Annotated in this window: 11 protein-coding genes; 2 read left to right on the forward strand and 9 right to left on the reverse strand. The window is 31.3% G+C overall.

Features of this window, described 5'->3' with window-relative positions; translation table 11 throughout:
* Positions 1-87: 87 nt before the first annotated feature.
* The 4 genes from I6U48_RS14780 to I6U48_RS14795 all read right to left on the reverse strand — a co-directional run bounded on the left by I6U48_RS14780 (position 88) and on the right by I6U48_RS14795 (position 5,064).
* Positions 88-408 (reverse strand): hypothetical protein, encoded by a 321-nt coding sequence (locus I6U48_RS14780; protein ID WP_246615360.1) that lies wholly within the window; start codon positions 406-408, stop codon positions 88-90.
* Positions 409-417: 9 nt separating this feature from the next.
* The gene (locus I6U48_RS30345) at positions 418-2,250 is read right to left on the reverse strand and encodes an LTA synthase family protein (RefSeq protein WP_218321240.1); all 1,833 of its coding nucleotides are present in this window, start codon (positions 2,248-2,250) and stop codon (positions 418-420) included.
* A 180-nt stretch (positions 2,251-2,430) separates the two neighbouring features.
* On the reverse strand, positions 2,431-3,084 hold the full coding sequence (ppaX, locus tag I6U48_RS14790; protein WP_218321241.1) for a pyrophosphatase PpaX: 654 nt from the start codon (positions 3,082-3,084) through the stop codon (positions 2,431-2,433).
* 81 nt (positions 3,085-3,165) lie between these two features.
* On the reverse strand, positions 3,166-5,064 hold the full coding sequence (locus tag I6U48_RS14795; protein WP_218321242.1) for an LTA synthase family protein: 1,899 nt from the start codon (positions 5,062-5,064) through the stop codon (positions 3,166-3,168).
* A 179-nt stretch (positions 5,065-5,243) separates the two neighbouring features.
* Between I6U48_RS14795 and I6U48_RS14800 the strand changes: the two genes are divergently transcribed.
* Complete coding sequence (locus tag I6U48_RS14800; RefSeq protein WP_218321243.1) at positions 5,244-5,768, forward strand: amidase domain-containing protein; 525 nt, start codon at positions 5,244-5,246, stop codon at positions 5,766-5,768.
* Positions 5,769-5,921: 153 nt separating this feature from the next.
* Here I6U48_RS14800 and I6U48_RS14805 read toward each other — a convergent pair whose 3' ends face one another.
* The 4 genes from I6U48_RS14805 to yqeB form a co-directional block, all read right to left on the reverse strand.
* Positions 5,922-7,346: an NCS2 family permease gene (locus I6U48_RS14805; RefSeq protein ID WP_218321244.1), complete on the reverse strand. Its 1,425-nt coding sequence runs from the start codon at positions 7,344-7,346 to the stop codon at positions 5,922-5,924.
* A 58-nt stretch (positions 7,347-7,404) separates the two neighbouring features.
* Positions 7,405-8,226, reverse strand: a complete 822-nt coding sequence (locus I6U48_RS14810; protein ID WP_218321250.1) for an amidohydrolase family protein — start codon at positions 8,224-8,226, stop codon at positions 7,405-7,407.
* A gap of 17 nt (positions 8,227-8,243) precedes the next feature.
* Positions 8,244-8,834: a TetR/AcrR family transcriptional regulator gene (locus I6U48_RS14815; protein ID WP_218321245.1), complete on the reverse strand. Its 591-nt coding sequence runs from the start codon at positions 8,832-8,834 to the stop codon at positions 8,244-8,246.
* A gap of 245 nt (positions 8,835-9,079) precedes the next feature.
* Positions 9,080-9,889 carry a selenium-dependent molybdenum cofactor biosynthesis protein YqeB gene (yqeB, locus tag I6U48_RS14820; RefSeq protein WP_218321246.1) on the reverse strand — a complete coding sequence of 270 codons (810 nt, stop codon included), beginning with the start codon at positions 9,887-9,889 and terminating at the stop codon, positions 9,080-9,082.
* Positions 9,890-10,247: 358 nt separating this feature from the next.
* On the opposite strand from yqeB, the gene I6U48_RS14825 reads away from it, so the two are divergent.
* Positions 10,248-11,600, forward strand: a complete 1,353-nt coding sequence (locus tag I6U48_RS14825) for a nucleobase:cation symporter-2 family protein (protein WP_218321247.1) — start codon at positions 10,248-10,250, stop codon at positions 11,598-11,600.
* A gap of 64 nt (positions 11,601-11,664) precedes the next feature.
* Here the strand turns inward: I6U48_RS14825 and I6U48_RS14830 are convergent, their stop codons facing one another.
* Positions 11,665-13,275: an N-acyl-D-amino-acid deacylase family protein gene (locus tag I6U48_RS14830; RefSeq protein ID WP_218321248.1), complete on the reverse strand. Its 1,611-nt coding sequence runs from the start codon at positions 13,273-13,275 to the stop codon at positions 11,665-11,667.
* Positions 13,276-13,453: the final 178 nt, after the last annotated feature.

A 13,453-nucleotide genomic window follows, 5' to 3' on the forward strand; every position in this document is an offset into this window, starting at 1 on the left:
TTCCTATATAAAATTGTTCACATAATAACATATGTGCTTTCAATTTATCTTATGATAATATAATTCTATAGAAAATAAAAACATTAATTAGACCACTTTAGCCGAAATTACCTTTGTTGCATAATAGACTATAATGTTATATATTATGGCAATTGTCCAGTATATTATTAGGCATTTTGCTGCCTTGCCTGCCTTATTTTTTTCTGTAGTACTTCTGTATATATTTATGATTTTATATGACCCCAAGATTCCAATAGACCAACTAAATATTCCTTCCACAGATAATATCGGTATTATAAAATTCAAAAAAACAAACATGTACATTAGACTTTTCTTATATTCTATCTTTATTTCTTCCTGCAATTCTATCAAAGCATTATTTGTGCTTTGCTCTAAAAGATTATCCATCCTTTTTTACTACCTTCCTTTAAAATAATTAGCTTTTATCATATCATTGGAATATTGTATTATCTCAATATACTTTTGCTTCTCCTCATCAGAAACCTCAGTCCCTACATAGGTCTTATTAGTCAACACTGCATAATCTAAATTAGTATTCAAAAGATTTCTGCCTAATGCAGTATTAATATATTTATCTTCCTGTATACCCATTAAGTAGCTAATAGTTGGAAGAAAATCTACTTGTCCTCCATTTACTTCAATTTCTTTACCTTTTAGACCTTTTGAGTATATTATTAAAGGAACTCTTCTATCATTGTTTCTCCATTTATCTGGTATTCCTTTGATAGTACCAACTTCCTCACTAAAAAACTTATGCACACCTTCATGATCTCCATATATAGCTATAACTGTATTTTCAAGTATCCCCTTTTTATCAAGATCTTCTATAAACTTTCCTAGCATTGCATCCGTATAATGTATGCATTCTATAAATCCACCCATTTTTGTTCCTTTTAAGTTATCTGATATATTAATTGTTTTTTGATTTTTAGGAAGGTTAAACGGACTATGACTAGTCTCTGTTATCATAAAAGTATAAAAAGGATTTTTTTGTTCTTCAATTTTTTCGGATGCTTGCGATAAAAAACTTCTATCACTTAACCCTAATCCAATTATTTCATCTTCTTTAAACTGTGTTATGTCCGAACAATTATCAAATCCTAAATGCTTTTCCGCCGTCATCCAATTCCAATAATTCCCTTTTTCTCCATGCATTGAATAAGTTTTGTAGCCCTCATTTTTCAACAACTTAGGCAGAGAATTATAATCATTATATGGATAATTAAAATTGTTATTTCCAACTAAAACAGGTAACATAGAAGTATTTGACACAAAAGTAGCATCCGCAGTTGTACCATTGTAAGTTTGCTCATGGTAATTGGAGAAGTACAAGGAGTTATTGATCAACTTATTTAAATTAGGTGTTATTTCCTGATTATTCACTTTTTCATTTATAACAAAATTCTCCATAGATTCTACTTGAATGACAATCAAGTTTTTCCCTTTAAAAATCCCACTATATTCATTACTTTTAAGGTTTTTTTCTTTTGAATTATAATAATTTTTTATTTCATCTTGTTCTTGATTAGACATTACATAAGGTTTATTATCCTGTTCATAATTGTATAAATCGTATAGATGATACCCTATAGGCGTCAAATAATACATCATTTGATTTTGTGACCATGTTCTTTTAAACAAATATTGATAAGCATATCCTCTCTGAAATTTGTCCACTTTGATATGATTATAGGCTAAATATAAAATAGGAATTAAAAACAATAATCCAAACTTACTCAAGCTCCTTTTGGTTTCCTTATATGCTCTTATATTTTTTATAAAAATCACTATAAGAACTAAAGTGTTTATTAAAAACATTAAATCTATTGTTCTAAACATCGCAAGTATGCTCGGACCTAATCCTTCTAAATTTGAAGTCATACTAAACATATAGTAGTTTAGAAATGAACTATTACTTCTATAGTACCATAAATCAAAAATCATTAATAATGAGACAAGTATATTTCCTATTATTACCGCTAACTTTTGCTCTCTTCCATCAAATAAAAAAGCAAAAGAATAAGGAACTATAGCAAATGCTATATATACTAATATTGGAGGTACTCCCAAAATAGCCGTTTTAAAATTTATACTTACTGCTTTTCCATTTGACAAAAGTAATATAAATAGAACATACTGCAGTAATGTTCCTATAATTGCTGTCATTAAAAATTTATCTTTATAAATTTCCCTTATATTCTTTTCTAAAAAGTCAACAATTTTTTCCACACTTAACCTCCTTCATTTTCTAATTGAAAATACGTAGATTCATTATATCACACCTTTCTGAATATAATTACAATATCTTTTTTACAACGTCGGTAAATCTTTACTCACTAATTTTAAGTAGAGACAATTATTATATGAGAAATTATAAAAATAGGACATGCCTTAAGACACATCCTATTCTTATACAACTTCCTTATTTAACTCTTCACAAATTTCTACCAGGTCTTCTATGCTATCTATAACATAATCTGGCTTATGCTCCATAAGTTCTTCTAATGGAAGGACTGTATATTTAACTAGACATGTTCTGCAGCCTGCATTTTTGCCACAAAGAATATCATTATGACTATCTCCCACCATAATTGTTTCCTGTGGTAAAACACCTAACAGTTCGCATGCCTTTAGTGCAGGCTCTCCCAAAGGCTTATGTTTTTCAGTGTCTTCTGGTGTTACAGAAACATTAATAAATTTATCTATATCTATTAATTTTAAACCTCTTTCTGCCATACCTTTCATTTTTGATGTTACTACACCTAGTTTTATACCCATTCTACTTAAATCCTCAAGACCTTCTCTAACCCCTTTAAATATAGTTGAAATATTATCATGGTTTGCCTGGTTATAAACTCTAAAGGTATTTACCATTAAATCTGCTTTATCCTCATTGTATCTAGCCATTGCATCTCTCAAAGGTTCTCCAAAAGTTCTTACAATTTCATCTCTTGGTATTTCCTTATTAAAAAGTGTTTTAAACGCATATTTAAAGCTTTGTACAACAAGCTCATTTGTATCTATCAATGTCCCATCTAAATCAAACAAAATAGCTTTAATCATTTGAATCCTCCTGTATAAAATGTTTTCTAGTATATAATATCATAAGCACCACTTATACAACAAGGCACAAATTTTACTTCTTTAATTCCCATTTTCAAAGACCTTTATCAAATTATGATTTAAAATATCATCTGAGTATTCAAGCTCTTTATTATACTCATCTCTTAGTTTTTTCAATTCATCCGTTTCTTCTACTTGTTTCCCACTTTTAATATCATAATAGGTGTTTGTCCAAGAAACATAAAAGATTTTTCCATTAGTAAAGGAACCATTTCTAAATATTACTTTTCCACTATCACTATTAAATAAATCTTTTCCCATCATGTATTGTTTAGGCAAATTAAATAAGTTTGCTAAAGTTGGATAAAGATCCATCTGTCCTCCATAAGTGTGGTTAATTCCTTTATGAGAATCTTCTGGAAAATGAATAACTAAAGGAACCTTTTGATACTCATACCATTGCAAGTCACTTGTATCATTCACATTTTCAAATTTCAAAAGCTGGTCTGTGTTATCTTTAGGAATAGCAAAATGATCTCCATATAAAGCAATAATTGAATTTTGAGTAATTCCTTCTTTATCTAGTTTGTCTAGAAATACCCCTAATTGCTGATCAGTATAATGTATTGATTTTAAATAGTTTCCAAGTAGTGTGCCTTCATATTCTCCCACATCAAAGTCACCATAATTTTTAACGTCATCATAAGGATAATGACTGCTTAAGGTAACTAAAAATGAATAGTAAGGCTGCTTAAAGTTTTTCATTTTCTCTACGGATTGGTCTAAAAAGGATTTATCACTTAATCCTAAACCTACAGTTTCATCTATGTTAAAACTATGTTCCCCATAGAAATCATCAAACTTCTCAGCTTTATACATAACATTTCTGTTCCAGAAACCTTCATTATTTCCATGAAGTGCTGCAGTGTAATAATTTTTATCATTAAGTTGTTTTGCCAAGGAATCATACTGATTTCCACTGTAACTGTAATAGGCTGCCCCTGATTGTGCTGGATATAATGAATTATTAGACATAAATTCCGCATCAGAGGTGTTTCCTCCAGCTACTTGATAAAAATAATTATCAAAGTATAAACTTTTATTTATCCATTTATTTAGATTTGGAGTTATCTCTTTGCCATTAATCTTTTGGTTTATTACAAACTGTTGAAGTGCTTCCACCTGTATAACGATTAAATTTTTTCCTTCACCTTCTCCTTTTAGATTAGTAGTTGTAACTGCATTATTTTGATCAAGAAAATTTTTAATCTCTTTCTCATCATCAGCAGATATTTTTTTAGAATTCTTAAATTTTGTACTTATATAGTTATAAGCATCTATAGCATGAAAATTCAAGTTTCCAATCATTTTTGTTAAATATATTCTATTACTCATGGAGCTTAACAAAGTAGGTTGTTCTTTTGCAACAGCATAAACTGATTTTACATCTATAGATATTCCAATTAAGAACATAACTATGAAAACAGCAAATTTAGGTAAGAATTTCTTTTTTCTTGAACTTTCTCTTTTTTTATATCTTTTAATAAACGGTATAAGAATTACTATATCTAATAGATAGAACAAATCTTTAACGTTAAACAAACTTCCTACACTTGAAGAAACACCTCCTAAGAGCTTGGCATTTTTTACTGCTGCTAAAGTTATTACATCCTTAAAATATCTATAATACATGAGATCTGCCATCAAAATTAAACTTATAATTAAATCTAAAAGATATAAATATCGTATTCTTTTATTAACTTTAAATAGCACAGAAAAGCTAACAATTACTAAAATTGATGCAAACACTGGGTGAGTTACTCCAATGTACAAATATTCAGGAGAAATTTGTTTTGCATAATTCATAATTTTTATAAATATTAATATTGAAAATAGCAATATATCTATATTTGAGATAAGCATTTTAAATATCTTACTATCTCTAAGTTTACTTATAATTTTAAACTTGCTTATATTCATCCTTTCACTCCTTACTAAATATCTTATATTCAAATATTACATTTTTTTTGTTACACTCAAGTGGCAATAATATTAATAAACTGTAAATAAGCACTAGTATTTTCTGGTCTTATTCCTATAGCATTTATAATCAAGTGACATAGAATATTATCATAAATAATTTTAGGGAGACTTATTTTATGTTCATGAGACAAAATTCTTATTCAAGAACTGCTGCTGTAAATTATGCGGTTAGATATGCTTTAAAGCCAAATCCTGCATATAGATATTTCAAACTTAATGACAATACAGGAGGAGATTGTGCTAATTTTCTTTCTCAATGTCTATTTGCTGGTGGAGCTCCAATGATTTATAACTCTAGTAATCAGTGGTGGTATAATAATAAAGGTACATCTAAAGTAGATGACGATACTTGGACCAATTCTTGGACAGTAGCCCACGCACTTTATTGGCTTTTAAAGATCAATAATGAATCAAATTTATATGGTCCTAAAGGCTTAGAAGTTTCTAGTGCACATATGCTTGAACCTGGAGACCTCATATTTTTTGAAAATAGCAATGGTATAAAATTTCATTCAGCTATTGTTACTTCTATTTCAAACAATATTCCGCTTATATCTCATCATTCTTTTGAAGCTCTCAATATTCCATATAATAGCTCATGGCCTGCAGATAAGCTTAGATTCTTAAAAATAAGAGTTTAATCGGATAAAAAAACAAAAAGGATGTTGAACTTATAGACACCAACATCAGACAGTTAACGTATACGTTAAGTGTCTGATGTTTGGTATATATAAGTTCAACATCTCCTTCATTGAAACTTATCTATATAATTATAAAATCTTAATTTTACTTTGCTATTCAAGCGGAAGCAGTATAAATCTCAAAATAAACAGTAACGCAAGTATATATACTATTGGATGAAGTTCTTTATATCTACCAGTAGATATTTTTACTGCTGGATAAAATATCATAGCAGCTGCAATTCCATTAGCTATACTATAGCTAAAAGGCATTATTGCTATTGCAAAGAATGCAGGCATTGCTTCTGTAAAATCATCAAAGTCTATATTTTTAACGGCACTCATCATTAGAACACCTACTATGACAAGTGCTGGTGCTGTAGCCTGAGAAGGAACTATTCCAACAAGTCCTGAGAAAAATAACGAAAGAATAAACATTATACCTACGGTTACTGAAGTAAGACCTGTTCTTCCTCCTACAGCAACTCCAGAAGTTGACTCAACATAAGTTACAACAGTACTTGTTCCAAAAAATGATCCTACAGTTGTTGCTACTGCGTCACAGATAAGAGCTTTCTTCATTCTTAAAACTTTACCATTTTCATCTACCATACCTGCTTTTGTTGCAGTTCCAACAAGCGTTCCAATAGTATCAAAAAGGTCAACTAAACAAATTGTTATTACAACCATAGCAACACTTAGAACTCCTGCTAGTACGCTGGTTCCTCCCTTAGATAAAAGTCCTCCGAAGTCAAAGGCTGCAAAAGTAGGAGCAACTGAAGGTGGTGCACTAAAAACATGTACATTGGCTAGTGAAGTGATTCCAAGTGGAATACCTATAATTGTAGTAATAATTATACCTAAAAGTATTGATCCCTTAACATCTCTAGCCATAAGAATACCAGTTATTAAGATTCCCATTACAGTAAGTAAAGTTCCAGGTTGTGCAAAATTTCCAAAGCCAACGAGAGTTGCTGAATTTGCAACTATTATTCCGCCACTCTTTAGTCCAATAAGAGCTATAAACAACCCTATACCACCAGAAATTGCAAACTTTAAATTTTGTGGTATTGCATCAACTATTTTTTCACGTATAGAGGTAACTGTAATAATTATAAATAGAATTCCTGAAATTAAAACTGCTGAAAGTGCCTGGTGCCAGGTAAACTTTAGTGTCATACAAACAGTGAATGTGAAAAATGCATTTAGTCCCATTCCTGGAGCCTGAGCAAAAGGTAAATTTGCATAGAAGCCCATTATAAACGTACCTACTGCGGCTGCTAAACAAGTAGCAACGAATACTGCTGATACTACTGGATCACTGCCAATAGCAAATTTTCCGGCAGCATCACCTATTGCATTTGCTGAATTCATACCAGCAAGCTTAAGAATATTAGGATTTACGAATATTATATAGGCCATTGTAATAAATGTCGTAATCCCTGCAAGAATTTCTGTCTTCACATTGGTGTTGTTTTCCTTCAACTTAAAGAAGGATTCTAAAAATGAACCTTTCCCCTTGTTAATCCCAGTTTGCATAAGATCCCCCCTGTTTTAAATTATATTTAAAATTCCTATTATTATAGAAATTTTAACTTCAACAGCATTTTGGCTCTTCTATTTTTTTGCCAGCCACATATCTTTCTTTAATGTTTCTGTCATCACCAGTATAAATAAACTTTTGCAATCTTTCTTCTATTGTTAATGTTTTAAAGATAGACAAACTACTGTCATCAATAACAAGAGCATCAAACTCATAGTTCTCTTCAAAGCTCCCTACTTTGCCAAAGAATTGTCCGCCAGCCTTTGTTGCTAAATAGAATAATTCTGCAGTACTAAGTGGCTTATCTACTCTACCACTTTCAAGCCACTTAATATTTGATACCTGTGAAGCATTGACTAATACACTATTCATTGATAAACTATGCCCTGCTGATACGTCTGTTGCAAGTCCTACAGGTATTCCTCTTGTAATTAACCTTCTTATTGGTGCAATGCCGCTTGATAAATTACAGTTTGAGTTAGGACTATGTGCAACAAAAACCTTTTTTCTTGCCATTAACTCAATTTCTTCTTCATCTACCAAAACGCAGTTAGCCATAACTGTAGGCACTTCTCCAAATAATCCTGACTGGTCAAATAAATCTATCAATAGTTTTGTTGCATTCTTATGAAGGGTAGCAAAAACACAGGCCCTAGTAGTACCAACTTTCCACAATTCTCTTATAAAAGTTAAATATACTTTTCTTGCATAATCAATATTTGAATACTTGGACTCTTCTGGAAAAGTATAGGTTTCAAGCCATTGCATCAATTCCTTATCAAGTCCTAAGCCTAAATTTGCAAACTGTGGCGCATGTAAATGGAGATCAACAAAGCCTGGTATTATAAGTGAATTCCCATGATCTATTAACTGTATCTTGTTTTATTATACAATTAATCTTCTTTTTTCGAACACCGATCCATTACTAATTTTTTAGATATATCAAAATACTTATCCAAATCAAATTTACCTTCATCAATAAGATACTGTAAAGATGCTCCAAGCATTAGTGATACAATTATAAAAGGCATCATATTTCTGTCGTTATCATCCATGCTCGATTTGAATTCATCTTTGTTTAAAACCTCTATAATGCCATTTCTCCATATATCAAAAGTATTTTGAAATTTAGCTCTTATTTCCTCATTTACTGTTCCCTGAACCCAGTAATCAAGCTGTGCATATTCGAGTTCCTTATTGTCAAGAATATCATGTTTTTTTTGTTCAAAAAAGCCCTCTAAATTTTCTACAGCCGTTTTATTTTCTAAGTCAATATAATTTTTACGATCGTTTGAGAATTGCTCCTGTATGTTGTCCAAAAGAGCTATCATTATATCATTTTTAGTAGCAAAATGATAATGTAAATTAGCTTGGCTCATTTTAGCCTCTTTTGCAATCATATGCATCCGAGTACCACTTATTTTCTCGCTTGCTACTACCTTTATTGCAGCATCTAATATCCTTTTTTCTATGTCTTTTGCCATATCCTAACCTCTTTCCTAAAGAAAACCATAATTCTTAGTTGTATACAAATTATTCTAATGAAACAGCTAACAAGCTTATTAGATAACTAAACTTGTTTATATGTTGTTTATAACAAATTTCAAAATATATTTTACTTAATTTCAGCAAAATGATAGTATAAATTGTATAAAATTTTCCTCAAAAACATTATAAAATTTATACTATCATTTTGCAAACATTTATTTTAGATTTATAGAATAATTAATTAAATGTTGTTTCTTTTATTTGCAAGAAATAAAATAGCTTCTAACACTCCCCCAGCTATATTTCTAGCCTTATCTGAAATAGTATTAAAATTTTCAGATTCTGTTAATCTAGGATCCACATCACCTATCTTAAGACCATTAAATATAATACTCCCATCTCTTATAATTCCTCTAAGGATACCTGGAATGACCGACCTTATTTTCTGTTTCCCTACAACTGCAACAACTTCTCCAACTTCAACATGTTCTCCAATTTTTTTTATATTTTTTATTCTACCATCACAGTTACTATATATAACTCTTTCCTTTGAATAGCCACCTATCATACCAGGCGTTCCTGTATTCTCTAAAGCGTAACCTTTAAATATTAATCTTCCAAGATTATGACCTCGCATGGTTTCAATAACCACATCTACATCTACTCCTGCATTAAAGCCGGGACCTAAAGCAATCGTGATCGGAGCCATCTCTTTATTTGTGCCTAAGTTTTTCTTAGCAAGAATTGCATCTACTAAAACATCTGGCTTAATAATATTAATTAATTCTCCCTCTCCATCTATTGCAACTGGTATAACATTATCTTCCCATGCTTTGATTATTTCATTTTTTTCTTTTACAAGTACCGCTTTAGTATGCTCTACAACCGTTTGCCCATCATAAACAGCCTCACTGAAAGCTACATTTCTCCTAATAGATGTTGGTTTTTCTACTTCTAAAACCAATACTTTGAAACCGCTTCTATGCAGTTTCTGTATTGTTCCTGATGCAATATCTCCTCCACCTCGTACAACAACAGAATTTATATTCATTTTCACCCATTCCTTTACTTTACGTTACAGCATTAATTCATCTAATAGCTAATATTCGTATCACTTCCATACCACTCATCATGCTCTCCTTAATTTTACGAACAATATTTGACTAATTAATTGGTACAATATTATAATATAAGGATAATTTTGTCAATATACAAACAATTTAAATATATTAAAATTTATTCTAATAATTAAAACATTTAACATAAAAGAATTTTTTTATTGTTAATTGTTCAATTTTCTGAATTTTTTTGCTGTTAATATATTGACAATTACTATATATTATTGTTAAATTAAAATATACTAATTAACTAGTCAATCCATTTTAATTATTAGATAAGGAGGTTTGTATATGTCAGAAGGAATCACTAAAAAAGTGGACAAAGTAAATGAAATGCTTCCAGTTAGTCAGCTTGCTGTTTTAGGACTTCAACACGTCCTTGCAATGTATGCAGGTGCTGTAGCCGTACCGTTAATTATCGGCGGAGCTGTAGGCTTAACACCAGCTCAGCTAGCACTTTTGGTGGCTGCCGATTTATTTACTTGCGGAATCGCAACTTTACTACAAGCAATTGGTATAGGACCATATGTCGGTATTAGACTGCCAGCAATTTTAGGTTGTACCTTTGCAGCTGTTGGTCCACTAATTATTGTAGGCAAAAATTTAGGAATGCAACATGCCTATGGTGCTATAATAGTAGCCGCAATTGTTGTTGTACTTATTGCACCACTATACGGAAAAATCTTAAGGTTTTTTCCTCCTGTTGTCACAGGTACAGTTGTTACAATGATAGGTCTTTCTTTAATTAACGTTGGCGTAACTAGTATTGGTGGTGGTTCAGGTGCTAAAGACTTTGGAAGCATGTCTAACCTTTTGCTAGCAGTATTCGTAATGATTGTTGTTTTATTATCTAATAAATACTTTAAAGGATTTTTTCAAGCAATTTCTGTTTTAAACGGTATTGTTTTAGGAACGATAGTAGCTGCATTTATGGGTAAAGTAAACTTTACTGAAGTAGTAAATGCAAAATGGGTAAGCCTTGTACATCCTTTCAACTTCGGTTTGCCTAAATTTGACCTTGGCTCGATAGTCATGATGACCTTTGTTATGTTAACAGTAATGATTGAATCAACTGGTACATTTCTTGGAGTTTCTAAAGTTTGTGAAAAAGATATTACAGAAAAAGATATCGTGCGTGGAATTAGAGCAGAAGGGCTTGCAACAATACTAGGAGGTATTTTTAATTCTTTTCCATACACTACATTTAACCAAAATCTAGGTCTTTTAGCACTAAGTAAAGTAAAAAGCCGTTTTGTTGTAGTGGCTTCCGGTATTATTCTTATATGTCTTGGATTAATTCCTAAATTTGCAGCTATTGCTACAATCATTCCTCAACCTGTTATAGGTGGGGCTACAACTATAATGTTTGCCATGGTTGCAGTAGCTGGTATACAGATGCTTTCGAGCGTAGATTTTAATAAAAACTCTAATATGCTTGTTGTTGCTTGCTCTATTGGTATAGGACTTGGAATTACAGCTGTACCTACCTTGCTTGATCATACACCAACAGTTTTCAAATCAATTTTTAGTAGTGGTATAGTTTCTGCATCTGTAGTTGCCGTAATTCTTAATGCATTTTTGAACAGTGGCCGTGATAAAGGCATTTCTGATAGTGCAAACGTTGATACCCCTATGATACACTGATAAATTATACATTAAGAAAAGACTGCTAACATTTTATACATGTCAGCAGTCTTTTCTTAAATTATTAATTAAATCCATACTTAAGAAAACTACCATTAGCCTCCTTAGATACAATTCCGTTTTCTACAGCAATTTTACCATTTAATATAACATGTTTTATTCCAACAGGATTTTTAGTTGAGTTTCTATAATCCTCATATCCTGTAATTTCATCAAAAGAGAACATAGTGATATTTGCTATTTTATTAACTGATAATTCTCCTACATTTTTCATTCCTAATCTCTTAGCTGGAAAAAGTGTTGCTTTATATACTGCTTCTTCAAGAGTAAGTGCTTTTCTTTCTCTTACATATTTTCCTATAAAGAGAGGAAAATTACCATATAGTCGTGGATGAGGCACACCTGCTGGTATACTATCAGAACCTACCATTTGTAAAGGGTGCCTTATCAGCTTAATAGTATCTTCTTCTGAGAATATGTCTAAAGTCACTATTCCGACACCTGTTTGTTCCTTAACAATAAGATTGGCCATAAAATCAACTGGATGGATCTTTAGGTTTCTTGCAATTTCTCCAATGGTCTTCCCAATATATTTTAAATTTTCAATCTTTCCAAGTGAAGTTATAAGTATTCCATCCCAACCAGCAATTCCACTATAATTATCCCATCCTCTATAATGAATTTCCTTGTTAACAAGCTCCTCTTTCAACCTGCTCAATACTCGTACATCCTTTAAATTTTTCAAGAGTACATCGGTTCCTTTATCTGTAAGCCAGGGTGGCAAAAGCTGAGTCATTAAAGTACTCCCTGACAGATAAAGATGCTCATCAAAAGTTATATCTATTCCTCTATCAACTTCTTTTTCTATTGTTTCGATTAGCAATTCAGCACTACATCCAAAATCTTTCGAATCATAGGATCTCAAATGAGAAATATGAAGTTTTACACCAGAAGCTTCTGCTATAGATATAATCTCCTCCAATGCATATCTTATAGATACATCATGGTTTTTAAGATGAACCATGACAATGCCTTCATATTTTTTTACAATCTTGCACATAGCAATCAGTTCCTTCTTATCACTAAAAATACCAGGCATATACTGAAGTCCAAGTGACATACCAAAAGCACCTTTTTTCATAACATCTTCTACTATCTCACACATATTCTCAAGCTCGCTCTTTGTTGGCACTCTACTGTTGAGTCCCAATACATTTGCCCTAACCGCTCCATGAGAAATCAGTGCTGCATAATTATTTTTTAATCCCCTTTCACTAATCTTAGTTACGTATTCATCAAAATCATGAAAATCAAACTGTATTCCAGGATCTCCCACAACGCCCTTAATATAGTTTTTCCACACTTTATCTTTACTCTCTACACAGGGAATAACCCCTAACCCGCATTGACCAACTAGTTCGGTAGTAACTCCTTGCATCAGCTTTAAATTTTGAATTTTGTCACTCATAAAAGGTACTAGATCATTATGACTATGCACATCTATAAACCCCGGACATACTACTAATCCAGCTGCATCAATGACCTTATTTGCTTCACTATAAACGTTTTTTCCAATTCCCACTATTTTGTTATCCTTAATAGCTATATTCCCATGATAAGCTCTCCTACCTGTACCATCTACAATTAAACCATTAATTACTAACACATCCATCATTTTATATCCCCCTCTTAAATTCCAAAAATATTTTATCTGTCGGAAAAATTACCCACTATAGACATCCACACCAGACACTTAACTTATACGCAGGGATATATTGACATTCTGGAAGGCACATTTAAATACTTTTGTTACAAGTCTTAGTTCATATTTTTAAAAAAGCTTAGAAGATTTG

The organism is Clostridium thailandense (genome assembly GCF_019207025.1).
Taxonomy (GTDB): Bacteria; Bacillota; Clostridia; order Clostridiales; family Clostridiaceae; genus Clostridium_AM; species Clostridium_AM thailandense.